The 24,156-nt window shown below is 66.3% G+C and carries 20 protein-coding genes; 5 read left to right on the top strand and 15 right to left on the bottom strand.

The annotated features are described in order from the left end of the window. The 5 genes from IEX25_RS18405 to IEX25_RS18385 all read right to left on the bottom strand — a co-directional run. Positions 1-1,170, bottom strand: a 1,170-nt coding sequence (locus tag IEX25_RS18405; RefSeq protein ID WP_188717077.1) for a type IV secretory system conjugative DNA transfer family protein, incomplete at its 3' end; no start/stop codon positions are given. 15 nt (positions 1,171-1,185) lie between these two features. Next, positions 1,186-3,081 carry a relaxase/mobilization nuclease domain-containing protein gene (locus IEX25_RS18400; protein ID WP_188717075.1) on the bottom strand — a complete coding sequence of 632 codons (1,896 nt, stop codon included), beginning with the start codon at positions 3,079-3,081 and terminating at the stop codon, positions 1,186-1,188. Further along, on the bottom strand, positions 3,062-3,610 hold the full coding sequence (locus tag IEX25_RS18395) for a DNA mobilization endonuclease VirD1/MobC family subunit (RefSeq protein ID WP_188717073.1): 549 nt from the start codon (positions 3,608-3,610) through the stop codon (positions 3,062-3,064). Before IEX25_RS18395 ends, IEX25_RS18400 begins: the two co-directional genes overlap by 20 nt. 572 nt (positions 3,611-4,182) lie before the next feature. Then, positions 4,183-4,464: a hypothetical protein gene (locus IEX25_RS18390; RefSeq protein ID WP_188717072.1), complete on the bottom strand. Its 282-nt coding sequence runs from the start codon at positions 4,462-4,464 to the stop codon at positions 4,183-4,185. Positions 4,465-4,605: 141 nt separating this feature from the next. Then, positions 4,606-4,812 (bottom strand): cold-shock protein, encoded by a 207-nt coding sequence (locus tag IEX25_RS18385; RefSeq protein WP_188717070.1) that lies wholly within the window; start codon positions 4,810-4,812, stop codon positions 4,606-4,608. A gap of 318 nt (positions 4,813-5,130) precedes the next feature. Between IEX25_RS18385 and IEX25_RS18380 the strand changes: the two genes are divergently transcribed. After that, entirely contained in the window at positions 5,131-5,451 is a 321-nt protein-coding gene (locus tag IEX25_RS18380; protein WP_308421455.1) for a DUF1330 domain-containing protein, read from the top strand. A 72-nt stretch (positions 5,452-5,523) separates the two neighbouring features. On the opposite strand, the gene IEX25_RS18375 is transcribed toward IEX25_RS18380, so the two are convergent. From IEX25_RS18375 to IEX25_RS18340, 8 genes are all read right to left on the bottom strand, one after another. Continuing rightward, positions 5,524-6,006, bottom strand: coding sequence for a DUF3768 domain-containing protein (locus IEX25_RS18375; protein WP_188717068.1), 483 nt, complete (start codon positions 6,004-6,006; stop codon positions 5,524-5,526). Between the two features lie 470 nt (positions 6,007-6,476). Next, positions 6,477-7,412 (bottom strand): DUF2493 domain-containing protein, encoded by a 936-nt coding sequence (locus IEX25_RS18370; RefSeq protein WP_188717066.1) that lies wholly within the window; start codon positions 7,410-7,412, stop codon positions 6,477-6,479. A 325-nt stretch (positions 7,413-7,737) separates the two neighbouring features. Beyond that, entirely contained in the window at positions 7,738-8,781 is a 1,044-nt protein-coding gene (locus tag IEX25_RS18365; protein ID WP_188717064.1) for a DUF7146 domain-containing protein, read from the bottom strand. A 314-nt stretch (positions 8,782-9,095) separates the two neighbouring features. Next, the gene (locus IEX25_RS18360) at positions 9,096-9,326 is read right to left on the bottom strand and encodes a type II toxin-antitoxin system VapB family antitoxin (protein WP_188717061.1); all 231 of its coding nucleotides are present in this window, start codon (positions 9,324-9,326) and stop codon (positions 9,096-9,098) included. 208 nt (positions 9,327-9,534) lie between these two features. Further along, the gene (locus IEX25_RS18355; protein ID WP_229665442.1) at positions 9,535-9,957 is read right to left on the bottom strand and encodes an antirestriction protein; all 423 of its coding nucleotides are present in this window, start codon (positions 9,955-9,957) and stop codon (positions 9,535-9,537) included. A gap of 171 nt (positions 9,958-10,128) precedes the next feature. After that, a complete protein-coding gene (locus IEX25_RS18350; RefSeq protein ID WP_188717059.1) occupies positions 10,129-12,342 on the bottom strand; it encodes a ParB/RepB/Spo0J family partition protein in 2,214 nt (737 codons plus the stop codon). Positions 12,343-12,686: 344 nt separating this feature from the next. Continuing rightward, positions 12,687-12,926, bottom strand: a complete 240-nt coding sequence (locus tag IEX25_RS18345; protein WP_188717057.1) for a hypothetical protein — start codon at positions 12,924-12,926, stop codon at positions 12,687-12,689. A 590-nt stretch (positions 12,927-13,516) separates the two neighbouring features. Then, positions 13,517-14,437, bottom strand: coding sequence for an ArdC family protein (locus tag IEX25_RS18340; protein ID WP_268236167.1), 921 nt, complete (start codon positions 14,435-14,437; stop codon positions 13,517-13,519). A 336-nt stretch (positions 14,438-14,773) separates the two neighbouring features. On the opposite strand from IEX25_RS18340, the gene IEX25_RS18335 reads away from it, so the two are divergent. From IEX25_RS18335 to IEX25_RS18320, 4 genes are all read left to right on the top strand, one after another. After that, positions 14,774-15,886 (top strand): metallophosphoesterase family protein, encoded by a 1,113-nt coding sequence (locus tag IEX25_RS18335; RefSeq protein ID WP_103175144.1) that lies wholly within the window; start codon positions 14,774-14,776, stop codon positions 15,884-15,886. Next, entirely contained in the window at positions 15,883-18,510 is a 2,628-nt protein-coding gene (locus tag IEX25_RS18330; protein ID WP_188717054.1) for an AAA family ATPase, read from the top strand. Before IEX25_RS18335 ends, IEX25_RS18330 begins: the two co-directional genes overlap by 4 nt. Positions 18,511-18,883: 373 nt before the next feature. Then, positions 18,884-19,366 (top strand): hypothetical protein, encoded by a 483-nt coding sequence (locus IEX25_RS18325; RefSeq protein WP_188717053.1) that lies wholly within the window; start codon positions 18,884-18,886, stop codon positions 19,364-19,366. Beyond that, complete coding sequence (locus IEX25_RS18320; RefSeq protein ID WP_188717051.1) at positions 19,366-22,104, top strand: M64 family metallopeptidase; 2,739 nt, start codon at positions 19,366-19,368, stop codon at positions 22,102-22,104. The genes IEX25_RS18325 and IEX25_RS18320 overlap by 1 nt, the downstream gene beginning before the upstream one ends. Before the next feature lie 432 nt (positions 22,105-22,536). Here IEX25_RS18320 and IEX25_RS18315 read toward each other — a convergent pair whose 3' ends face one another. Both IEX25_RS18315 and IEX25_RS18310 read right to left on the bottom strand, forming a co-directional pair. Continuing rightward, the gene (locus IEX25_RS18315; protein WP_188717049.1) at positions 22,537-22,830 is read right to left on the bottom strand and encodes a hypothetical protein; all 294 of its coding nucleotides are present in this window, start codon (positions 22,828-22,830) and stop codon (positions 22,537-22,539) included. A 247-nt stretch (positions 22,831-23,077) separates the two neighbouring features. After that, positions 23,078-24,156: SulP family inorganic anion transporter (locus IEX25_RS18310; RefSeq protein WP_188717047.1), on the bottom strand; the 1,079-nt coding region annotated here is incomplete at its 5' end.

Raw genomic sequence — 24,156 nt, 5'->3', positions numbered from 1 at the left:
TACAGGCCAGGGCTCCGTTGTCGGATCGGGGATGTGCGCGCGCATGGTGGCGATCAACTCTCCGAACATCAGCCGCAGAAGCGGGGAAAGCGTCGGGATATCGTCCGAGTTGGCGACGACATAGACCGCATGCGGGCGCCGCCGGATGTCGCCCCAGGAAAAGTCGTTGGCGCTCGTGATCTTGTCGATCCGGGGGTTGAGCCACAGCCCAAGGCCGGAGCCGTCAAGAACCGAGGCGTAGGACGAGAGCGTCCGATCGGAATGGCCCGAGAAGTTGCGAAAGATTGTCGCTGTCTGGGCGTGGCGCGCCTCGGCTGCCAGGGCCGCGTAGGCTGCCTCCTTGTTGCCGGTATCAAAGAGGATGCGGGCAATGGCGCCAAGCGTCGGCGTGCCGCGCTCGATGGCCAGCATGCCGCCGGCTACGAAGAGCTGGCGCGCGCCCACGATGAAGTCCGAGGCGCCGCCCTTCTCGTTCTTCGGGATCAGGAAATAGCTGGCGAGCTTCGAGAGTTCGGTGAACCGCTGGTCGGTATCCGCAATCCTGCTGATCCGCTCAAGTGGGTTGTAGCGATGCGACGGGTGCTGGAAGTCAAACGGCGCGATGCGGAACACCTGGTCGCCCTGCGCCTGGCGGTGCCGGGCCGTCGCCTCGAAGATATCGCCTTTCACATCCATCACCACGCAGGAGCCGGGAAAGAGCAGCGTGTTCGGCATCACGTATCCCACTCCCTTGCCCGAGCGGGTGGGCGCGGCCACCAGGGCATGGGGGAAGCGGCCGTAGCTGCCGCAGACAAAGCGGCCCTTTCTGTGCGGCTTGCCGAACTTGCCGAACACCAGCCCTGCCCCTACGGGCTGCAGGAGCCCGTTGCGCCGGATCTCGCGCCGGGTCTGGAAATGCGCTGTGCCATAGGTGGTCAGCCGATGGGTCAGGGTGAACGCAACAGCCAGCAGGGACAAAAGCACGGCACCTGCCAGAACGATCGCATAGGCCGAACGCCAGGGATCCTGCCCGGCCATCCGCAGGCCGGGAAACTCGGTCACCAGAACGAACGGGTGTCCCGCATTCATGCCCGCCCCAAGCTGCCAATGCAGCCACAAGCCTCCGATCATCAGCCCGACAAGGGCTCCGGCAATCAATCCCGTGGGAATAGCAATGATCATCCGGTTCATCGGTTCTGCCTCCTTTCAGAGGTCGAGATCGTGATCCTTGCGGTGCAACTCATGTTGCGCCCGCTCGTGCTGGTGCTCGCTCGAGAGCAGCCGTTCCCTGGCCAGTTCCGCCTGCCGCCGGGACAGACCGAAGCTTTCGTGGCTCTCGGCGGCTACCACCAGGGCACGGGCGATCGCGCGGCGTGGCCCTTCTTCGGGAAAGTCCAAGGCCAAGGCCCGATCATCGCCTGAAGCGATCTGCTCCATGACCCTTTCGCCGTACCGCTCCTTCAGATCCCGGGCAAAGCGCTCGGCGTGGTCCTCCCCCTCGAACTCGACCCGGCGGTGCTGGCGGTGTACCCGGGACAGCGTCTCGAGCGTCCGCACCAGGCGATCGCTCTCGCGGCTGTGGACCGTCTCCCGGGCGTGCTCCATCCCCAGGGCGTGGTTCAGCACCTTGGCGGCGGTGGCGTAGAAGCTGTCCACGAGGTCGGCCACCTGGTCGCGCTCGGCCTTCACGTTGAGATCGAGCCCTCGGGTAACCGAGACTGCCCTGAGATCGGCCTTGACCCACTCCCGCTCCTGCCAGGCATTGGCAGCCGGATGCTCGAGCCGCCGCTCCATCGCGGGCCGCTCGATGCCGATGGCTTCGGCCGCCTCCAGGACCCCGGTCCGCACCTCAAGGGCGGCGGTCCGGGACAGGGTCTTCGTGACCGTCCCGCGGGTGATGGCGCCGTCTCCAAGCTCGGTCCGGTAGAGGGCCGAGCGCGGCGGCTCCATGACCAGCTCGGCGCCGCGTGCATCGCCCAGATCGCGCAGGATCGCGGTGGTGACCTCCGCCAGTTCCGTGCGCATCTCGCGCCGGTCCTCGGGACCAAGGGTGGCGATCTCGCGCTCGACCCGATCAAGCCAGGTGGCAAACACCCGGTCCAGGCTTCGCCGGGTGTGCGGGACGTCCGTGTTCTGCAAATCCGTCATCTCACCCTCCAGGGTTTTCGCACTCAGGATGCCGCCGGTCTCCAGGATCACGGCCGCCCACTCCATGCGCAGTTTCACCTCCTTGAGCCGGGCAAGGCTGGCGATCCCGGCCAGCGTTCTGAGCGTGGCCGCGCTGCGGGTCACTACTGCAAGCCCCTCCTCGAGCGCCGGACCCTGCAGCGCCCGCTCGCGCACCGGGCGCCTCTCGCGCGCCGCCCCCTCGATCTCGGCGCGGGTGGGCCCATAGGTCAGGATGCCCCGCTCGAGCCGCGAGGAGGCGTCAAGTTCCACCCCCATCCCGCCCGCGATCTCCACCAGCCGCTCCTTCATGGTGGAAAGGTTGAACGCATGATCCTTCGCCATGAAGAACCAGGTGTCCTGCTCGAGCCCGCGGTTGTTCACCACGATATGGACATGGGGGTGCGACCGGTCCGTGTGCAGCGCCGCCACATAGGCCCATTCATCCTGCATATGGGTGCCTGACTGGAACATCTCGAAGGCCCAGGCCTCCGCGATCCACAGAGCCTTTTTGGGGGAAAGGTCATAAGGGAACGAGAGGAGCAGATGCGTGGTATGGCCGTTCTTCGGATCGCCCCGCCAGCTGTCCGACCAGTCGAGCACAATCGCGCGGCGCTGCTCGGCTGACAGCACCTGTGCCTCTGGGTCAAACGCGACCGTGTTGCCGAAGAGCGCGTGGGACTTGGTGAAGAGATACCGCAGTTGCGCCTGGAGCCGGCCCGGCGTCTGCGTGCCGCCGCGGGCGATCTTCTTCAGCACCGCGGCGTTCGAGCCCTGGCCCACCCGCCACAGATTGCGTGCTTGTGCCGAGAAGGACGACCCCCCTGCCCCGGACCGGTGGGACCGGCCCTTGCCGAACCTGCTGTCGCGCGGCACCCGGCCGCCGACGCGGCGCAGCCGGATCTCGCCGATCAGATCATCCGAGAGGCTCGCCATACTCCGCCTCCTTCCATGCCATAAAGAGCCGGATCCCGCGACGCCGCTGCTCGTCCACCACCGCCCGCAGATCGGCGCGCATCTCCGGCAGAGTCTGGCGCAGGGCGTTGAGGACCGCCCATTGCTCACCGCTTGGATCGATGCGACCCTGGCCCGCCGCCAAGGCGATCGCGTTCACGGCAATGCCGATCTCCTGGAGCTCGGCCCGCACGGCCTCGAGGCGCGCACCGGTGGCGGGGTCGAACTCCAGCATCCCCGAGGCCGCCCGCACCAGGGCTCGCAGGGCGCCCGAGGTCGAGCCAAGGCCATGGCGTGCTTTCAGGGCTTCGAAGGCGCCGAGCTCGACCGGCGACAGCCGGGCCGAGACGGCTTGGCCTCCGGTGGTGGCCGTCTCCCGGCTGCGGCGGGGGCCGTCCGGGCGGGTCTTGCTGATCTGTTTGCTAGAACCGTGCTGTGACGCGGGCAAGCGCCGCTTGCCGCCGGGGCGCACTGGGTCTGCAGGGGTCTGGGGCGTGTCTCGAAGGGCCATCGGGCGCTCCTGTCCACTGGTGTAGACACTCGACATTTCCTGTCATCTCTACACCCCCCACCATGCCATATTTCAGGGGATCTGTCACGGGGTTTATCCCGCATAAAGAGGAGATCACCCCCACCACCCCCACACCGCCCGCAAGCGTCTGACAGCTTCTCAGGAGGTCGTCAGCCCGATGGCTTGGTCACCCCCGAGGCCGAGCCAAGCTGCACTTCTCGGCTTCGCCGCTCAACCTGACCGCACTGCTCTACCCCGGCAGGTCCCCGCTGAACAGAGGGCTCACACGACAGGTCACAACGAGTAAGCCGCAGCCGCTAGGAGCAGATGCCTTAGGGCACTGTCCCCTGCCTGAAAGAACAACTATCCCTCAACGCCCGGCGCAGACATAAAGGTGTTATCAGCCGAGCGGGTGTGTGTGGTTGGTTTCAGAGTGTTCCCGCCCGGCTGAGAGATCCTACGCCCTGCGAGGCGTGTTGTTGTCGGTGCCTGGGGCGGAGAAGGCCTCCGGGACCCTTTCGTGAAGCACGGGCGCGCGTTCGCCTGGGGTCCCTCGTCATCTGGGTCCGCTGTCACGTCCTGTTGTCCGACAGGGTGCTGGTCCGGCGACGCGGTGGCGCCTTTCTGACCCGCGTCCTGATGAAGGGCGCAGCCTGCTTGCCACCGGGTGGCTCAAGTTCCAGGATGAGCGTCTCCAACTCGCCGATCTGCTTTCTGATCCGGTCGATCGTTGCATCGCGTTCCTGGTCGGACAAAGGCAGCCGGCCGATGTTGGCCCGGCACAGCCTTACGGCCGTGTTGGCCGCCGACAGATTGGCCTGCAAGGCGCTGTAGGTGGTGATCCGGTAGCTCATGCCCGATCCTCTTATGCGCTATTTGCATAAGCTAGATCCGGTTAAAGAGCGGTTAACAGGACCGGATGATGCCGACCGAGCTTGTGAAGAGGCCTTCACCAACGACAGGCTGGCTGCTGGGCGGCGACCACCTTTGTCGTCTCAGAAGGCCTGCAGATCGACCGCGCTCGTCTTGCCGTTGCGGCCGGTCTCCAGCTCAAAGGAGACTTTCTGCCCATCCCGCAGCGTGTCCAACCCGGCGCGCTGAACGGCCGTGATATGGACAAACACATCCCCGCCGCCGGTCTCCGGCGCAATGAAGCCATAACCCTTGTCGGTGTTGAACCACTTGACTGTCCCGCGTGCCATCATCCCTCTCCGCTGCACCACAAGACCTTGCTTGGCATAGCGCTCAGCCGCGCAGCAAGAGATTTCTGATCGGGGCCGCGATAGCCGCCCTGCAGAGTCGGGACCAGGATGCCGCCGCTCTGCTGGGCCCTGTTGGGACTGCGCGCGTCGCCCATGCGACAGGCGAGAGGAGCCTCCGCATATCCTTCGAGGATGCCATTCTTAGGTCGATGCCGTCGACCTATCGGACCGGTTTATCCCGGCCTATGCTATCAGACATCTCGCCGGTCGCGTTGTGGTCGCCGCTTCCCTATGCTGGGCGCAACGCAAAGGAGGGCCATGATCATGACGAAGGGCTATTGGGTCGCATTTGCCGATGTGACGGACCCGGAGGGCTACAAGGCCTACATCGCCGAGAACGCAATGGCCTTTCGCAAGTATGGCGGGCGCTTCCTGACGCGTGGCTCCCGGGGCGAGGTCTCGGAAGGCAACCCTCGGTCCCGCGTGGTGGTGATCGAGTTTCCGAGCTTTGATGCAGCCGTGGCCTGCTATGCCTCACCTGAATATGAGGAGGCCATGCGGCTCAGAGCGGGCAAGGCCATCATAGACCTGGCGATCGTGCCCGGATACGAGGGACAACAACCGGGCGAGACGGCCTGACCGGAGTGAACGGGAAGCAGCAAGCTCTTTCCGATGGTCAGGCGGCCCGCTTTCGAAGCCGCCCATGTCGGATTAGTATTCGTCGGGCAGGCAGAGGGTGAGGATGCGGATCGTCTGTGCGGGATCCGTTTCCACCTCCGGTCCCATCAACCCGTCGGTGTCGTAAAGGTCGATCTTCCAGTAGATGCACACGGTTTCGTCTCCGTGCGGCACATCCAGCATGCCGAAGCTGCGGAGGCCATCGGTGCCATGATCGTCCATGACGGTTGCGTCGATGCGCACCCGGTCGAGGGCCGCGTCCACGAAGTCAGGGCCACGGGCAACGATCCCGCGCGTCACGACCACCCTGCCGCGCAGAGTCTCGCCCTGCCACTCGGTTTGCCCAAGGGCTGCCCGGAAGGCGTCGTTCTGTGCTCCGATGATCCGTGCCTCAGCCAATGCGGCCTCGTAGCGGTCGAGATCGAAGACCGGCCCCGCGCAATGGCGGCAAGCGTCTGGACGGGTGCCCGCCGTGGTCTGGGTGGCCTCGCAGGAGATGCATTGATAGCGCGTCATGAGAAAACCCTCCTTCTGATCTGGCGATCCCCTCCCGGCCTTGCTCTTCTTCAAGAATGGGAGCGGACCGGGAAGGCGAGCCGCGCCCCCGGCGCGTCTCACCTTCCTGGGCTGCCTCCCGGCGAGGGCGGGAGGGGGGCCCGGCAACTGCAAAATCAAGCCCCAAGGGTCGGGGGCCCCGTCTGCACAAGCCGCCGCCCGGCGGCGCGGAAGATGGGGGTGCCCCCTTGGGGCGCCGCATTTTGCAGTTGACGGGGGAACCGGCGGTTCCCCTCTTCCTTCCCTTCCGGCACCGGTGCGGGCCAGGCGCTATGCTGTCCTGCAGGGGGCGTTCGGCTTGACCGAATCCCCCCTGCACGGCGCTCCCCGCGCCACCCGGACCTTTTGCCGGACCACACGCCGCAGAGCGGCGCAGCAGGCGGTGTCTGACAACGAAGCCTTGGCAGGCAGAGGGCTGTAGAGAACGGCGCTTACGCGCCGCCCTCGATCTTCATGACCGGGATGCCCAGCTTGCGGGCCTTGTCAGCCAGGTTCTCCTGGATGCCGGTGCCGGGGAAGACCAGGACACCGACCGGCAGGACATCGAGCAGCGCGTCATTGCGCTTGAAGGGTGCGGCCTTGCCGTGCTTCGTCCAGTCGGGACGGAAGGCGATCTGCGGCACCTTGCGGTGATCGGCCCAGCGGGAGGCAATGAGTTCCGCGCCCTTGGGCGAGCCGCCATGCAGGAGCACCATGGCGGGGTGCTTGGCATGGACCTGATCGAGCCTGGCCCAGATCAGCCGGTGATCGTTGAAGTCTGCCCCGCCGGTCATGGCCACCTTTGGCCCGGCAGGCAGCATCACCTCGGTCTCGGCCCGGCGCTTGGCGGCCAGGAAGTCGCGGCTGTCGATCATTGCCGCCGTGAGATGGCGATGGCTGACCATCGAGCCCGTGCGTGGCCGCCAGGCACTGCCGGTGTGGTGCTCGAAGGCCTCGGTGGCGAGGTCGCGGAAGAGCTCCATGCCGGCGCGCCGTTCGATCAGGGTCTGCCCTTCGGCCGTGAGGCGTTCGAGCTCAACCGACTTCACCTCGCTGCCGTCCTGCTCGCGCTGCAGCCGGCGCTGCGCTAGTTCGTTGTTGTCGAGTTCGCGCTCGACGCGGGCCGCGGCACGATGGAAGAGATTGACGGTGCCCCAGAGCAGTTCCTCGAGATCGGGCTCGAGCCGGGTGTCACTGAGGCTTGCCACCAGGGCGTCGAAGATGTCGGACACGGCGGTGGAGACGGTGTCCGCCTCCGGAAGCGGCCGGGGGTCGGGCTCATCCTGAAAGGGGCGCCAGCCGTAAAGCTGGAGTTCGGTCAGGACGTGCTCGGTCTGGGAGGAGGTGTGGACCGGCTCGGGGGCCTGGTCGTCGGGATCCTGTGTCATCGCGTTCTCCTTCGATGGGGGCGAGACCCGCGTTTCTCGCGGCCTTCGCGGGCATCGCAGCGCACGGGCGGGCCGGACGGGCAGCCCTCGCGCCTCGCGAGGGCCTTGATGGCCAAGGCCGGCTATTTTGCCTCGCGATGCAAAGCGTCCGCAGGACGCGGCGGAAAATAGTCGGCCGCCGCCATTGCCCGGCCGACCCGGCTGTGCGCCGATTGCCCTCCTCGAAGACCTGGAACGCGGATCTCCGCGCGTGAAGGAGAGGTGACCGGGACAGGGAGCGACCCGTCCAAAGGGCAGAGGTCCGGCCACCAGCACCGAGCCTGCCTCACCCCTGAAGGAAGCGGCGTCGGTCATCGGGATGGAGCACGTCCTTCAGCGCCGCGCTCAGGGCAGCAGCGCCACGATGCCGTAGGTCGTCATTGAAGTCCCCCTCCACGGGCACAAGGGCAATCGCCTCGATGCCGAGGCTGGCCGCTCGGGCCAGAAGGCTGTCGCGCGCTCTGTCGCCGGCGGGGTCACGGTCGCACAGGACATAAAGGCGGCGCAACGTGGGAGGGAAGAGCACGGCGGCAAGATGGGCGGCCGAGAGGGCTGCCAGCATCGGCATGCCAGGCAGCACCTGGCGCGGCGACAGCACAGTCTCGATGCCCTCGCCCACCGCCAGCACATCATCGGCCACCCCGAAGCGGACGCCGTGGCCGAGAAGCTCCCCCATGGCCCGGCGCGGCGTGGCGATCGGGGCCTTGCCGGAACCGTCCGGGGCAAGCCAGGTGCGATGCGCGCCGGTCTGGCGGCCGGCGAGATCAGTGACGGCGGCAATCATCGCCGGCCGGGCTTCGGTGGGCCCGGCATGATCCGGTCGGTAGTAGCAGCATGGGTGATACCGCAATGCAGCCGTGCCGGTCAGTGCGGTGATGGAACGCCCCCGCAAGTAGGTCTCGACGAGGGTGCCAGCGATTGGCTCGGCCATGGCGAAGAGCCGTCGCGCCGCCTTCCGCGAACCGGGTGCCGCCGGGATTGTCCGGTCCCTTCCTTCTTGGTCCGGCCCCGGCTCTGGGTGTGGCAGTGCGAGGAACCGGCCTGCCTCGGCCAACACGTCCTTAAAGTCCGTAAAGCCCTGCGCTTCGCGGATGATGTCGAGGAGGTCACCGTGGCAACCCTCGGATGCATCCGTCCACTTGCCCGCGGCACCCTTGCCGGTCTCCGGCCCGCTCAGGCGCACGAACATCGAACGGCCGGGGGTGTTATGCACATCCCCGACTAGCCAGTAGTTTCCGGCACGATGGCCGGACGACAGGTAATGCCGGCAGACGGCCTCGGCCTGCCGGCCAAGACGGATTGCCAGGTCTAGTGCTTCATGACGGGGCATGGGGAACTCCTCGGGAGAGCGGAAGAACAGAAGCGAGCCCGCGGTGCTCTCTCGACCGCGCCGGCTCTTCCCCGATCCAAATCCGCCTCTGCCTTTCCGGAAGCCCCCCGATCAACGCCTTGGGAAAGGGGTTGTTGGACCGGTGCCATCTCCTGGAGACCAGCACCAACGCGGCAGTGCTCTGGCGAGCTTGGTCCAGGATCAGCGCCTGTCCGATGGCAGCGTTTGGCCACGCGACGTCAAGCACGGCGCCGGAATAGGGTGCTTTGGCCAGGTGACAGGTTACGGCGCAAAGGGCAGATCTGTGAGGATGATCAGCGCTTTTTTGACGGGTGCACCATGCGCGTCGACTTGCGGCCGTAGTTCTTCACCGTCTCGCGCAGGGTTTCGATCTGGTCGTCGATGGTGGGTGTGGACCTCACACGCTCGATCTCGTTCCGCAAAGCCCGGCGCATGGCCTCGGATGTGTCCACGCCCAGCATCTCCGCCAGGGTTTGCGCCAGAGCGTCCAGGCTGTCATCGGCGATAGGGCTCTTATCCGTCATCGGTTCCGCCTTGTCTGTCGCCCCGTTCCTGCTCCGGTATGCACAAGGACGTCTGCCCGGCAAGACAGTACGCAAGCGCATCCCTACCCCGAAGGGAGCCGCCTAGGGTAATCGTCCGCCTGCCGCCACCGATCAATCTTATCAGTCCCCGCAGCGACAGCCCGCATGAAACAAGCGCCCAACCAAGAAGGCCGGGCGCTTGCAGCAGTCAATCGATGGCCTGAAAGATCTCGCGCGCCTCGGGATGATCCGCGGCGTGGGCGAAAAGCCGGGCAAAGCCGTCGGTGAGCTCCGGGGCGTCATGGCGGAAGGACAGGTGCGAAAAGGCAAACAGCGTGGCGATGATGCCGGCGGCATCAGCCGAGACATCGCCCTCATAGCCATTGCCGTCCCAGACGAGGTGGAAGCGGGGCCGGGAGGTGGGAGCCAGATAAAGCGGCTGGCCTGCCTGTTCGCAGAAGTCCCAGATGCCGCCGGTGTAGTTCGTCGGGCTCAGCTTTTCCATGAAGCCGAAGACCGCCTGTTCGCCGATGAGGAACAGGCGGGGTCCGAACAGCCGGGGCAGAAACGCCATGCGGCGGTCCTCGGCAACAGGCGTGGCGGGCGTGAAGGCCGGTGTGTTCATGCTCATGACAGGGTCTCCGAAAATGAGAAACGGGATGGGCGGCCTAGACGGCTTCTCTGGATCCGTTCAGGCGCAGCCTTGTCCCGCCCGCCTCTCCCTCTCGAGATCCTGAGGCACCCTTCCGGACAAGCGCGTGATGATGTTGGCGGGGCGACTGCCGCCGCCCCGCGTTACTCGTCACTCCGCAGCGATGCCTTCGGGATCGCGATCGCCTGGCCGCAGGCTGCCGTTCTCCCCGGCATTGGGTTGGCTCTCGTCTGTGGAGGTCTCCCCACCATCGAGCCCGGCGTTCTCCCCGCCGTTGCCGTCAGACAGGGGCCAAACAGAAGACAGCCTCTCGTCGCCTGCCCCTCTGCCGAGGTCGTCTCCGGCAGTCCGCAGCCGCAATGGCCCGGGCAGCCAGCCGGTCTCGGCCAGGAGCCGCTCGGCCTCCCGCGCCATGTCGGGCTTCTTCAGGTGCTCGATGCGCCGGGCAGCCTCCTCCCCTACCCCGTCGCGCACCGCCTCAAGAATGCGCGGCTTGGTGACCCGGCCAAGATAGTTCTCGACCGTAGGCCGCCAGCCGGCCCGGGCGAGATCAAGGGCTGTGGCTCGGGCCAGCCGGTCGGCCTCGGCAAGCCGCCGGTCGAGGCCTGCCTGGCTCACGCCCATGCCGCTATAGGGGTTTGGCCGCTCGACAAGCGCATTGACCCCGAAGCTCACGCAATGGGCGAGAAGCGCCAGACGTCGGGGCTCCTCGAGGCTCTCGATCCAGGACCAGAGTGCGTCGTCGCCCTCGGACAGGGGCAGGTCAGCCTGCCAAACGGCATGCCGCGCCGCGATGCTCCGGGCGGGCAAGCTCTCGCCCAGGTCCGGTGCCTGCTCTGGAAAATGCACGGGACGCACGGCCACCTCCAGGGCTGCGCCGGCCGACCGGCCTCCGAAGCAGTCGACGACCAGCCGGTGCAGGAGGGCCGTCAGCGCCACGTCGGGATGCATGGCCAGAGCATCCCGAAGCGCCAGGGTGCGGTGCGCGGTCAGCTCCGAGACCAGCCGCTCGGGCAAGGGCTTGTGGATGTCGGCGGTATCGTCACTGTCCTCACCGCTCGCTGTCTGACCCTCGAGGGTGTTCCTGACAGACCGGGTGGTCTCGTCCTCTCCCTGCCCGGCCTCCGTGTCGGGCAGGCCCCCGGCATCGTCGCCCCCTGTCGAAACCGGCCTTTCGTCTTGGGGCCGAACATAGCCGCGATCGATGAGCAGGCTGCCATCGGCCCTGAGGCTGACGAACACCCCTGCCCGGGCCTTCTCCTCGGACGAAAAGACCATTGGCCGATCTTCGAAGGCCTCGAGCGCCGCCTCGATCTCGCCCAACCGCCGGTCGACATCCTCGGGCAGCTCCTCGGCCTCGGCATCCTCGGCCTCGAGCAGGTCGTATTCGTCGCGCAGGGCCTCGCGCGCGGCACGTTCTTCTTCCGTCAGGTCGACGACTGTCCCGCCGATCTGCCGAAACCCCCGGTCATGGCCATAGGGAAAGCTGACGGCCACCTCGACCCAGGCCCAGCCTTCCGCGGCGATCGCCTTGGCCTCGCGCTCAAGCTTCTCTGCGACAAGACGGTCGAGCAGGGCCACGTCCTGCAGCCAGCCGCCATCGTCGGTCTCGAAAAGATCGCGCAGCACGATGCCACCCGCCGCCTCGTAGGCCGGGAACCCAACGAAAAGCGCCCGGCGGTCGGAGGCACGCACCGTGGTCTCTGTCAGCATGTGGCGGATGGTGGAGGGCTCCTTCAACCATCTGTCCCTGACCGCCTGCCAGACCTGCTCCTGGCGCGCGTGATCCTCAGAGACTGTAAAGGCCATCAGCTGTTCGAGCGTCATGGCGTCCTCGCCGTAGACCTCGAGCAGCGCCGGCGAGACCGCAACCAGCCGCAGGCGCTGCCGGACAACCTTGGCGTCAACGAGAAAGGCCGCCGCGATGGCCTCTTCGGTCATGCCCTCCTCGCGCAGGGTCTGGAAGGCGCGGAACTGATCGAGCGGATGGAGGGGTGCCCGCTCGATGTTCTCGGCCAGCGACACTTCGGCGATGGGAACACCGGATGCTGCCCCGGCCTGCGAGACGATGCAGGGCACGGGTGCGTTCCGGGCCAGGCGCTTCTGTTTGACCAGCAACTCGAGCGCCCGGAAGCGGCGGCCGCCGGCCGGCACCTCGAAGAGGCCGGTCTCCTGGCCGTCCTCTCCCAGAACCGGGCGGACATGGAGGGACTGGATCAGCCCGCGCCGGGCGATTGACTGGGCGAGATCCTCGAGGGACATGCCGGACTTGATGCGCCGGACATTGGACTGGCTCAGGACCAGCTTGTCGAAGGGGATGTCGCGTGCGGACGCGAGGGTGATGGGGGATATGGCTTTGGCCATGGCAGTGTTCTCCGCGACGGGCGCCCGGGAGCCTCTCTCCCTGGCTTCCAACCCGTCACGATCCTCCAGCCTTCCTCTCGCTCTTGCCGTCTCAGAGCCGAGCTTCAGGCCGCCCATGAATACCAGGGAAGGCTGCCGTGCCCGCTCCCCGATCAGGCCGCCGTCCCGGGAGGCGGTAGGCCCGGCAGCCGAATGAGATACACCCAACATTGGAGGCCAAGATGCGCGTCAAGGACGTTGCGGGATCGTCTTGACCGTAAGGTCGCTCGTCTGTGAACTTCTCTGGAAAGGCCCAGAGAAGTGCCCCGCGCCCGCACGGTCCTACCCACCTGCGGGCGCTTCCATTATGTAGATGGCGTAACGCGTCGGAGGGTCATCTCGCAACCGCCGCCATCCACAGCGTGATAGGTCTCGATGGCGACCCGTTCGTCACGACTGTCTATGGTAAGCTGCCCCTCATGAGGCCCATTGATTTGACGTTCGTCGATCCTCGTGTTTGCGATGAACACGATATAACTGCTGCCAAATTCAACTGTGCCCCTGATCGGCTCCAGGCCGTCTAGAGAGAGTGTCGCCTCGGTCATCTGCTGCCCTTTCTCAGTGGATGAGGAGAAACAACGATCCCGCATTTTCATATAGGACCACCGAGTCAGAAAAAAATGCTTCGGCCGCCGAATAGCCAAACAACGGTGGCCAGGGCGTGCGTTGGTGACGTTGCGGAAACTTCTTGACCGACCAACCCTTCTCGTGAGAGCATTCTGAGACGGCCCATCAAGATCCTGCCCGTTATGAGGTCCACGCCCGCAAGGATGACTCCCCTTGCGGGCGTTCGGGTATCTACCCGCAATTAGGCCTGTAACGGCAGGCGCTCACCAATCTTCAAATCGCCTGGTCAGCGAACCCAGATCAGCCATCACGTTGACGGTCAGTTTCTTACTGCTTTCGTGGATCATCAGAACAGTGAATGAGCCGTCACCCATGGCTTCCAGGGCGCAACCGGCGATGCTGACCGCAAAGCAAGCGCGCTTTGTCGATGAAGAGGGACACTTGGAGGGTCGACGTCGCCTGACCAGACCCCCGGCGATATATGGAAGTCTTTCGTCTGGTCGGACGCACTGCAAAGCTTCGAGGCGAGCCTTTCAAGATAGATGCTGGCTACGCCCTGCCCGGGACATCAGACGATCAGCCGGGCTGTGACTGTCTCCTCTGTGTCGGATAAGGGCATGGGAACAGGCTGCTGCGCATGCATCCAGTCGGCGGCCTGCTGCGCCTTGCCGGCAGCGGTGAAAATCGCGCGGGGGTCTGCCGCCATGACCTTGAGCCACGAGGCGATGTAGGCGGCATGGTCGGGCCGCGGATGATGGGCAATGCCGAGATCGGCAAGCACGAGGCCGCTGAGGATCTCGACACAGCATTCCTCGACCGCGTAAGCCGCTGAGCCGAACCGGCCCGAGAGATCGCGATCAAGCCTGTGTTTTGCCCCCGAGGCGTGGCCATGCTCATGCAGCCAGACCCCATAAAACGAGGCAGCGTCCCGGAACTGCGCGAACTCGGGCATGAACACCGTGTCCACGGAGGGACGGTAGAAGGCTTCTGAGCCGCCAAACACGGTTCTTATCCCAAGGTTGGCGATGAAGTCTTCCGCATGTGCCAGACGCTCGCTCTCGGGCAGGCACGGTGTCAGAGGGCGTTCGTATCCATCCACCTGGGCCAGGTTGAACACCGAAAAAGCCCGCGCCACCATCCGGGCGCGGCCGCCATCGTCCTTGCCGTCGTCCTCTGCCTTTGTCTCCTCGCGCGAGGCGATCTGCTTCCACAGGACCACGGTGGTCGAGCGCTCGCCCTTGCGGACCTGAGCACCGGCAGCCTGCCACTGCCGATAGGTACCCCACAGGCCATCGCTGTAGCCCGATGTCATGGCCGCGACCCACAGCGCCACGGTGTTGATGCCCCGGTAACGCTTGCCTGATGCAACATTGGTGGGACGGGCGGCATGGGCACCGTCATGGAACCACGGGGCGCGCCACTCACCGGCCCCGTGCTCGAGGGCTGCCATGATCTCTGCGGTAACGCGCGTGTAGATGTCAGAGCGCACTTCGGGATGTGTCCCGCAAAATGATGGGACAGTTCCCCGAGAGCGATGGGTCCCTGTGGAATGACCGCCGCCTGCAGGATCTGTCGCTCGGGCAGCTCGCCTTGGTCCAGACATTGGAATGTCCTCCGCGACGGGCGCCGGAGGCCTCTCCTCCAGCCCTCGACCCGTCACGGACAGTCCGCCAGACCTCTAGCTCTCTATGGCAAGCGCCGCAGGACAGGCGAGTCATCAGCCTGCCAGGACAAAGCGCACAACGCCTCTTTGGGCTTGCCGAACCAGCGGCGTGCGTGTTCTGTTCTCGATCCGCGACAGTGCCGACCGAAGGACCCCTGCCCTATGTTCCGCTTCCTGCATTCGTCCGACTTGCACCTGGGCAGGGCCTTCGGCACCTATCCCGAAGCCATCCGCAACCGCCTGCGCGAGGCCCGCCACGGCGCGATCGCCCGGCTGGCGCAGGCCGCGCGGGACGGGGGCGCGGCCACGGTGCTGCTGGCGGGCGACACCTTCGACGCCGAGACCCCCGCCCCCGACACCCTGCGCCACGCCCTGCGCGCCATGGCGGCCGAGGCCGACATCACCTGGATCATGCTGCCGGGCAACCATGACAGCCTTGCCGCCACCGAACTGTGGCGGCGCATCGCCCAGGACGGGGCGGCCAACCTGCGGGCGATCACCAGCCCCGATCCGGTCGAACTGGCCCCCGGCGTGATGCTCCTGCCCGCCCCCTGCACGCAGCGCCGCCCCGGCCGCGACCTGACCGAGGCGATGGCCGCCCCCACACCCGAGGGCTGCCTGCGCATCGGCCTTGGCCACGGCGCCATCGCCGACTTCTCGGGCGAGGACGGCGCGGCGGGCATCATCGCCCCCGACCGGGCGCGGCTCTGCGGCCTTGACTACCTGGCGCTTGGCGACTGGCACGGCCGGATGGAAGTGAACGGGTCCACCTGGTATTCCGGCACACCCGAGGCCGATGGCTTCAAGCACTCTGCGGCCTGCTGCGCGCTGCTGGTGACGCTGGAGGGGACGGCGCGGGTCCGGCCGGTGGAAACCGGCAGCATGGGCTGGCGGACCGTCACGCTGGACCTGCTGCCCGGCGACGATCCGCTGGCCCAGCTGGACGCGGCCCTGCCCCCACTGAGGCTGCGGCGCAACCTGCTGGTCCGGCTTGTCGCCACCGGCCGCCTGCCCTTGTCCGACCGGACCGCGCTCGAGGCCGCAGCGCAGGCGGCCGCCCCCGACTTCGGTTGGTTCAGCCACGACCTGTCCGGCCTCGTGACCGAGGCGCAGCCCGACGACCTGGACGGGATCGACCGCGCGGGCGCGCTGCGCCAGGCGGCCGAGGCGCTGCTGGCCGAGGCGGGCGATCCCGACCGCAGCGCCACTGAGCGCGCGGTGGCCGCATCCGCGCTGACGCGGCTCTACGCCCTCGCGCAAGAGGTGGGGGCATGAAGATCCGTGCGCTGCAATTGACCAACGTGCGCCGCTTCGCTGGCCATATCGCCCGGATCGAGGGGATCGGCGACGGCATCACCGTGCTGTGCGAGCCCAACGAGTTCGGCAAGTCCACCTTCTTCGACGCCATCCATGCGCTGTTCTTCGAACGCCACCGCGCCACCCGCGCGGCGATCAAGGCGCTGCAACCCCATGTCGGCGGCGCGCCCGAGGTGGCGGCGGACCTGGAGTTGCCCGACGGGCGCTATCGGGTGGAAAAGCGATGGCTGACCCGTGCCTCGGCCAGGGTGTCGCGCGACGGGCGGACGGTGGCCCAGGATGACGAGGCCGAGGCCTGGATCGACCGGATGCTGGGGGCGGGCCTGTCAGGGCCTTCCGGCCTTCTGTGGGTGCGGCAGGGCCTGCTGGGCCTGGAGCCCGAAGGCAGTTCGGCCAGCGACAAGTCCGACCGGGAACGGGCGCTGTCGGCGCGGCGGGATCTCTTGTCTTCGGTCGCGGGCGAGATCGAGATGATGACCGGCGGGCGCAGGCTGGACGGGGTGGTGGCGCGGGTCGGCGATGCGTTGGGCCAGCTTGCGACGGCGACCGGGCGCCCCAAGGCGGGGGGCGAATGGGCGCGGGCCGAGGCCGAGGCCGAGGCCCTGCGCGCCGAGGAGGCCGAGCTTGCCGCCAAGGCCGCGCGGCTGTCGGGCGACCTGTCCCGCCGCAGCGAGGCGCAGCGCCAGCTTGCAGCCTTGGACGACCCAGCCGAGGATCAGCGCCGTGTCGAGGCCCTGACTGCTGCCCGCGCCGCACTGGCCGAGGCCGAAGCCCATGCAGACCGCCTGGGGGCGGCGCAGCGCGCCCTGGCCCTGGCGCAGGCCACCGACGACAATGCCCGTGCCGAGATCGAGCGGCTGGAAACGCTGTCGGACCGCGCCGCCCGCGCGGCCCAGGCCCTGGCCGCGGCGACCGAGGATGCGGCCCGTCATGACAGCCGCACAGCCACCCTGTCCCAGGCCGAAGGTGACACCGCCGCTGCCCTTCGGGATGCCGAGGCCGCCACCCGCGCCCTGCGCGACCGGCTGGCCCTGGCGCAGCGGGCGCGGCTGGCCCGCGCCGCGCAGGACCGGGCCGCACACCTGGCCCGCAGCCTGGCCGAGGCCGAACGCCTGCGCGCCGACATGGAGGCACAGCGGGCGCAGCGCGGGTTGCTGGTGGTGACGCCGCAGGCCCTTGCCGCCGCCGAACAGGCCGCCGACGAGCTGAACCGGGCCGAGGCCCGCCTGGACGCGCAGTCGGTCAGCCTGTCCCTTGCCTATAGCGGCACCGCGCGGGTCCGCGCCGATGGGGCCGACCTGCCCGAAGGCCCGCATCGCCTGACCGGCCCGCGCGACTTCGACCTGCCCGGCATCGGCACCATGCGCATCGACCCCGGCACCCAGACCGGCGGCGACCGGGCACAGCTGGACAAGGCTGCGGCCACGCTGGCCCAGCGGCTATCCGCCTGCGGGGCCGAGGACCTGACCCAAGCCCGCGCCCGCCTGGTCGAGGCGCAGCGGCTGGACAACAGCCTGCGCAGCGCCCAGGGCCTTCTGGCCCAACTTGCGCCGGACGGCCTTGACGCGCTGCGCCAGGCCCATGCGCAGGCGGTCGCGGAAGCCGGTGCGGGCGCTGAGGACGCGGACGAGCCCGCCGCCCTTGAAGCGGACGTTGCCACCGCCACCGCCACCGAGGATGGGGCCCGCGCCGCAGCGGCCGAGGCGCAGGCGGCCCTGCGCGCCGCATCCGAGGCCCGGGCCGGAGCCGCCGCCACGCTTGCCGCCGCCCGCCGCACCCATGAGGCCGCGGCCGCTGACGCCGGTGATCCGGCGGCGCTGACGGCCCGGCTGCGCGACCTGCGTGACGCCCGGGCGGGCCACCAGTCCCGGCTGGCCGATGCCCAGGCCGAGTGCGCGCGGCTGGAACGGGCCGCCCCCGACCTGGACATGGCCCGCGCCGCCCTGTCGCGCGCCCAGTCGGTCGCGGCCCAGGCCAAGGCGCAGCGCGACCGCCTGCGCGAGGATCTGGCGATGCTGAACGGCTCCATCGGCACCCTGGCCGAGGAAGGGATCGAGGAACATCTGGACGAGGTCCGCGGCAGGCTTTCCGACGCCGAAGCCCGCGCCGCCAGATACGCGGCCGAGGTGCGGTCCCTGACCCGCCTGCGCCAGGCCCTTGACGAGGCGCGGCGCCAGGCGCGGGATGCCTATCTCGGGCCGGTGCTGCGCGAATTGCAGCCTCTGCTGGGGGCGATCCATCCCGGCGCCACGCTGGAGATCGACGACCAGACCCTGCTGCCCGCTGCCCTGACCCGTGACGGCCAGGCCGAGGCCCTGGACATCCTGTCGGGCGGCACGCGCGAACAGGTGGCGATCCTGACCCGACTGGCCTTTGCGCGGCTGTTCGCGCGGGCGGGCACCCAGGTGCCGGTGATCCTCGACGATGCCCTGGTCCACAGCGACGACGACCGGATCGAGGCGATGTTCACCGCCCTGCACCGCGTGGCGCAGGACCAACAGATCCTGGTCCTGACCTGCCGCCAGCGGGCCTTCGCGGCCCTGGGCGGGGAACGAGCGCGGGTCAGCGTCGAGATGGTCTGATCCGTCAACTCCTGACGCAATCCGGAACCGTAAACGTCGCGGAACGGGCGCGAAGCAGCCTGACGATCCAGAATTTCCAGATATTCTCGAGTGATTCTCGATCTACACCTCGTTGGCCTGTTTCACTCTGAAGGGCAGGCTGTAACCTCAAGCTCCCCACCGGCTGGTTTTGAGGTGCAAACCACTAAGAAACTTTTAGCGAAGATTATTTATATGTTCCATCAGTATATTCGCTTTATAAATCATTTCGATGATCATAACCCATCCTTTAGACATTTATGGAGGCGCCGTTATTCAGAATCATGTTTATAGGCATCCATTTTCTTGCTATTATTAATCTGGACGTTCATCATTATATTTCGAGGTTATTATTATGTCTGGATCTTGGAGACTATCATTCGTTCGCGAAGGCGACGGCTACATTGCCAGATCGGCAGACCGGATCGTGGGTCGCACCCCTGGGGGCACCTGGAGCAATCCAGAGAGGCCTGATGGAAAGGAGCGGACATCTCGACTGGAGAAAGAGAGCAATACGGTCGGGAGATTTCTGGAACTGCGGGATGAAGAGGGCCGGACCCTTTATCGTCGCGCCGTCACGCAAAGCCTGCCGGATATGCTTGAATATCCGACGGGCGATCCGGATCGGCCTTTTGGCCGGGCGCCGGTACCGCAAGGCAAGGTGATTTTTGTCCGCGCGCCCGCCGACGAGCGGGCCCGGTCCGCGGTGGTGGTCGACGCGACCGCTGCAAAGCGCGGGCGGCGCAGTGCGGATGCAGGCACTGCCGAGGCACGCATTCAGAAGCGCGTGATTGCCGAGATCAGTCTCCGCCAGACTGGCCAAGAGGAGGCACGCTGATGGGTACGTCTGACGGCACCATTATTGGAATGGCAAAGATCTTTGACTCCGGCTCTCCTGCATCGCGGTGGAACCTCGTGATCGTCTCGGATGGCTATCGCAACACTGACATGGCGCAGTTTGCGGCCGACGCCAATGCCATCCGCGATTTCATCTTCACAGTGCCTCCCTTTGACCGGCCCGAGATCATTGCCGGCATCAACATCTATCGTCTGGACGTCACCTCGACGGACTCAGGCGCCGACAACCCCGACTGCGACGGGGTCAACGGCGGCGCCACGACCGCCACCACCTATTTCGACTCGACCTTTTGCTCAGACGGCACGACCCAGCGACTGCTGAGCGGCGACAGCGCGCTTGTTGAAGCGACTGTTGCCGGTCTCTTGCCGGACTGGAACCAGATACAGGTCCTGGTGAATGATCCGGAACGTGGCGGCGCCGGGGGCACGATCGCGTGGTCCAGCAACCAGTCGAGCGACTGGCGCGAAGTCGTGCTTCACGAGATCGGCCACTCGGCCTTTGAGCTGGCTGACGAGTATGATTACGGCGGTCCCGACACATTTGCAGACGGTGAGCCGGACGAGGTGAATGTTACCATTCAGCCGGATCCTGCTTTGGTGAAATGGAAAGCCCTGGTGACCGCCGGGTCGGCATCACCCACACGGTCCAACCCGAGTTGCGCGTCGACCGACCCCGGCCCCAGTCCCGTGGCGGCAGGTGTCGTCGGCACCTTCGAGGGGGCCAAGTACAGCCACTGCGGAGCGTTCCGCCCGGTTTGGACTTGCATGATGCGCGACACGGCAGACCCGTTTTGCCCCGTTTGCACCGGCAAGATCGTGGCCGACCTGGCGCCCTTCGCACAGCCTGCGCCTGGCGGCGACGTGACCTTGGCCACACCAACAGTCGATTTCAACGACGTGCCCACCGGCCTGACCGTCAATCGCGCCGCACGCTTCAACGTGAACAGCGCCCTGCCGGTGACGTTCCAGATCATCACCGCCCCGACCCCACCCTTTGCTCAGGCGATCGGCACCCTGGTCGTGGCCCCACCCGCCGGACCTGCTCCCTGGCCGGGCTATGTCTGGTTGCAGTTCCAAGCCGGCGCGACACCGGGCCCCGTCCCATCGCAGCAGATCACGATCCGCTGTCTCGAAACGGGCGAGGACTTCCTCGTCACCTTGGTCGCGAACGTGATTGCCCGCCCCCGCGTCGCCACGCAGCTGGTCTTTGACAAGTCAGGCTCGATGCTTGATCTCACGGATGAAGGACGCACGAAGGAACAGGTGCTCCGAGACGCTGCATCGGTCTTTGCCGACCTTCTGTGGGACGACAATGGCATCGGCATCAACGCCTATGATCACGACCCTCATCCTATCCTCGATGTGGCTGTCGCGGGCGCCCCAGGGGCGGGCCAGGGGCGCGATGCGGCGATCGGCGCGATCGGCGCCCATGTGTCCAATCCGGCCGGTATGACAGCGATCGGGGACGGGATCGAGCTGGCTGCCCAAAAGCTGACCGGCGCACCCGGCACCTGGGACAATCGCGCCATGCTGGTGATGACCGATGGGATTGAGACGGCGGACAAAGGGGTCGCCGATGTTGCGGATGCGATCACGTCCGAGGTCTATGCCATCGGCCTGGGCACGCCCGAACAGATCCGCCCCGCCACGCTGAATGCCCTGACCAGCGGGACAGGCGGCTATCTTCTGATGACCGGCAACCTCTCGACCAATGACGGCTTCCTGCTGGAGAAGTACTATCTCCAGATCCTGGCCGGCGTGAACAACAACGACGTGGTTCTCGATCCCGAAGGCCGGATCGCACCGGGAGAGGTTGTCCGTATTCCCTTTGACGTCACTGAACAGGATGTTGAGATCACGGCTATTGCCCTGGGCAAGCCTGCGCATTTCTTCATCATGGCCTTGGAAACGCCAGCCGGCGATATCGTGGGTTTCGGGGACCCTGCCCTGATCGCGCGGGCCAGCCCGCGGGTGATGCACATGCGCGCGGGCCTGCCGCTTCTTGCAGGCGGCAAGCCCGCCCAGGCGGGACGATGGACCCTGCTTCTGGCGCTCAATCCGCGCGGCACGGGCATCAAGGACAACCCGGGATGGAGCGGCGCCAGCTTTACGATCCCCTATTCGGTCAGCGTGACCGCCCTGTCAAACCTGCGCATGACCCCTGCCCTGCACCAGAGCAGCCTGCAGCCGGGCGCAACAGTCACGGCCCGCGCGGTGCTGACGGAATACGGCGCGATCTTCCGCGGCTCTGCTGCGGTGCGGGCCGAGCTTGTCAGACCGGATGGTACCACCGCGCTGCTGCCTCTGCCCGCAGTGGCGGGTGACCCCGGCGTGTTCCAGAACACTGTCGTCGCCGATCAAAGCGGCGTCTGGAAGTTCCGCTTCCTTGCTTCCGGCATGACATCTCACGAGCAGCCCTTCATGCGCGAAGCGCTGCGCACGGCTGCCGTCTGGCAGGGAGGCGACAATCCCAACGGCGGCGGCGATCCGTCAGGGGGCGGATCCGGTCCTGGCTCTGGTGACGGCGTCAACTGGGGCGATCTTCTCGAATGCCTGTTCTGCGGGAACGTCATCGATCCGCGCCTGGCCGAACGCCTGAAATCGGCGGGGTTTAACCTCGACGAGCTTTGCCGATGCCTGAAGGCCGCGAAGCGCTGTGGATGCAAAGAGGATAATCGCAACGACATCATCAAGAAGATCACAGCTCTGTTGCGGTGAGCTGCCAGCCGTCCTTTTTGTTCAGTAAACACATCTGCAGCGGTACCCTGTGCCGCTGCCGCATTAAACGACCATCAGCCGTGTGCGACATTCCTGACAGGATAAGCTCCGGCTCGGTTCTCTGTCGACGGCTCAGCGGTCCGATCGGATGCGAAGGTCCGAATGTCTGTGAAGGGCGGAAAGCGGTCTGACTGCGACGCGGCATGGCGGCTGCAGCGCGACCAAGAAAGCAGTCATTCGTGCGGTCCGCAGCGAGGAACTTGATTGAATGATCCCGACTCTCGGGCGCGGACTCTGGCATAGGAACCGTTCGCAACCTCAAAAGAGGACAGCATGGTCTGTTGCAACATGTTTAACCGCCGCACGCGCAAGAGGGACGAGAGCTCTGGAAAGTAAGACTGGTGATTACTTTAATTGGACAAGAATTCTCTCTTAGTGGATGATGCCCACTGCAAGTTCGGCCCAGATCAACAGAACTGACCCTAGGAGGGCCATGGCAAGGACCGCCCGCCAGAGGCGATGACGTGTCGCTTTCAGGATTATTTCCCAGCCCACTCCAAGGCCACCGATCAGCAGAGCGGCGAAGATGAAATCGAAGACGCCCCAGGCGACCTGGTCGGTGACGGAGGTCGCCAACAAAGGCGAAAGAACCAATAACGCTGCAAGACTCCAGGCAGCGATCCTGACACGATTTGCCGCGCGGGTGTTCAACACGAGAGGTTTCATCAAGTAGCCTGATGGACAAGACGGTCTCCTATCCTAACACGGCCAGACGACCATCCCGATCAAAAGAGCGACGGATCGTCAGATGGGCGTGGGCTCTCTCTGGCGAGCAACGGTCTAAGCCGTATCCGAGAAGGAGTCGCCGGGAAGCTGCGGCGCTTCCCCATCCTCAGCGTGCCGAGCCTCGCGGCCGAGAACACTCTCTCCCTGGCCCACCAGACAAACAGACCTTGCCCTTACGGAAAGCCGCTCAGGCTAAACCTTCAAGCCCCTTTACGGTGAGGGGCAGGTTGTGGCGCAGGAAGCGGTCGCGTACCTTGTCGACTGCCGCCAGGGCCGTGATGTCCCACAGCCTGGCGCGCGACAGGTCGATGGTGACCGGGCCATCGTGGTTGATCGGATCGAAGGCCTCGATGAAGGCTTCGGCCGAGGCAAAAAAGATCTGCCCCTCGACGATGTAATGGTCGCCCTCGCGGCGGACATGCTGCATGGCGGCCACCTTGGCGGCAAAGAACAGGCCACTCATCAGCACGCCGATCAGTACCCCCAGCGAGAGGTTGTGGCTGAGGATCGTCACCCCCACCGTCGCGAGCATCACCAGATTGGACAAGCGGGGCGTGGCGCGCAGCCGCTTCAGCGATCCCCAGTCCAGCGTGTCGATCGAGACCATGATCATGATCGCCACGAGCGCCGCCATTGGCACCTGGCCGATCAGATCACCCGCCGCGACCATCAACACCAGCAGCAGCCCTCCAGCCGCCAGCGTCGAGAGCCTTCCGCGTCCGCCATATTTGACGTTCGAGACGGTCTGCCCGATCATTCCGCAGCCGGCGATGCCGCCGAACAGGCTGGCCGCGACATTGGCCGTGCCCAGGCCCCTGGCCTCGGCATTCTTGTCCGACGGCGTGCCCGTCTGGTCATCGACGACCCCCGCCGTCATCAGGCTCTCCAGAAGACCGACAGTCGCGATGGCGAGCGCCGGGATGAAGATGATGCTGAGGAGATCAAGGCCCCAAGGCACATCGGGAATGTGGAAGGCCGGCAGCCCGTCTGGAAGCGCGCCAAGGTCCGCAACCCGCGGCACGTCGATACCGAAACCCGAACAGAGCGCCGTCAACAGGACCACGCAGATGAGCGGAGCCGGGATTCTGGTTGTCAGGCGCGGCGCCAGATAGATCACGGCAAGCCCCGTTGCGATCAAGGCATAGCCACTGGGTCCGGCACTCAGGATATGCGGCAGTTGCGCGGCGAAGATCAGGATGGCCAGTGCATTGACAAAGCCGGTTCGGACCGAGTTCGACACATAGCGCATGAGCGTGGCCAGCCGGG

Source organism: Paracoccus acridae (assembly GCF_014642735.1).
GTDB classification, from domain to species: domain Bacteria; phylum Pseudomonadota; class Alphaproteobacteria; order Rhodobacterales; family Rhodobacteraceae; genus Paracoccus; species Paracoccus acridae.
The sequence above is the reverse complement of the archived record's forward strand: the minus strand, read 5'-3'. Positions and strand labels throughout refer to the sequence as shown.

Coding starts and splice junctions, on each gene's coding strand:
- IEX25_RS18380 (WP_308421455.1), top strand. CDS start 5,131: ATGATCATGACGAAGGGCTATTGGGTCGCATTTGCCGATGTGACGGAC.
- IEX25_RS18370 (WP_188717066.1), bottom strand. CDS start 7,412: ATGACACAGGATCCCGACGACCAGGCCCCCGAGCCGGTCCACACCTCC.
- IEX25_RS18350 (WP_188717059.1), bottom strand. CDS start 12,342: ATGGCCAAAGCCATATCCCCCATCACCCTCGCGTCCGCACGCGACATC.
- IEX25_RS18330 (WP_188717054.1), top strand. CDS start 15,883: ATGAAGATCCGTGCGCTGCAATTGACCAACGTGCGCCGCTTCGCTGGC.
- IEX25_RS18385 (WP_188717070.1), bottom strand. CDS start 4,812: ATGGCACGCGGGACAGTCAAGTGGTTCAACACCGACAAGGGTTATGGC.
- IEX25_RS18365 (WP_188717064.1), bottom strand. CDS start 8,781: ATGCCCCGTCATGAAGCACTAGACCTGGCAATCCGTCTTGGCCGGCAG.
- IEX25_RS18335 (WP_103175144.1), top strand. CDS start 14,774: ATGTTCCGCTTCCTGCATTCGTCCGACTTGCACCTGGGCAGGGCCTTC.
- IEX25_RS18390 (WP_188717072.1), bottom strand. CDS start 4,464: ATGAGCTACCGGATCACCACCTACAGCGCCTTGCAGGCCAATCTGTCG.
- IEX25_RS18320 (WP_188717051.1), top strand. CDS start 19,366: ATGGGTACGTCTGACGGCACCATTATTGGAATGGCAAAGATCTTTGAC.
- IEX25_RS18355 (WP_229665442.1), bottom strand. CDS start 9,957: ATGAGCATGAACACACCGGCCTTCACGCCCGCCACGCCTGTTGCCGAG.
- IEX25_RS18345 (WP_188717057.1), bottom strand. CDS start 12,926: ATGACCGAGGCGACACTCTCTCTAGACGGCCTGGAGCCGATCAGGGGC.
- IEX25_RS18395 (WP_188717073.1), bottom strand. CDS start 3,610: ATGGCCCTTCGAGACACGCCCCAGACCCCTGCAGACCCAGTGCGCCCC.
- IEX25_RS18375 (WP_188717068.1), bottom strand. CDS start 6,006: ATGACGCGCTATCAATGCATCTCCTGCGAGGCCACCCAGACCACGGCG.
- IEX25_RS18325 (WP_188717053.1), top strand. CDS start 18,884: ATGTCTGGATCTTGGAGACTATCATTCGTTCGCGAAGGCGACGGCTAC.
- IEX25_RS18360 (WP_188717061.1), bottom strand. CDS start 9,326: ATGACGGATAAGAGCCCTATCGCCGATGACAGCCTGGACGCTCTGGCG.
- IEX25_RS18315 (WP_188717049.1), bottom strand. CDS start 22,830: ATGAAACCTCTCGTGTTGAACACCCGCGCGGCAAATCGTGTCAGGATC.
- IEX25_RS18400 (WP_188717075.1), bottom strand. CDS start 3,081: ATGGCGAGCCTCTCGGATGATCTGATCGGCGAGATCCGGCTGCGCCGC.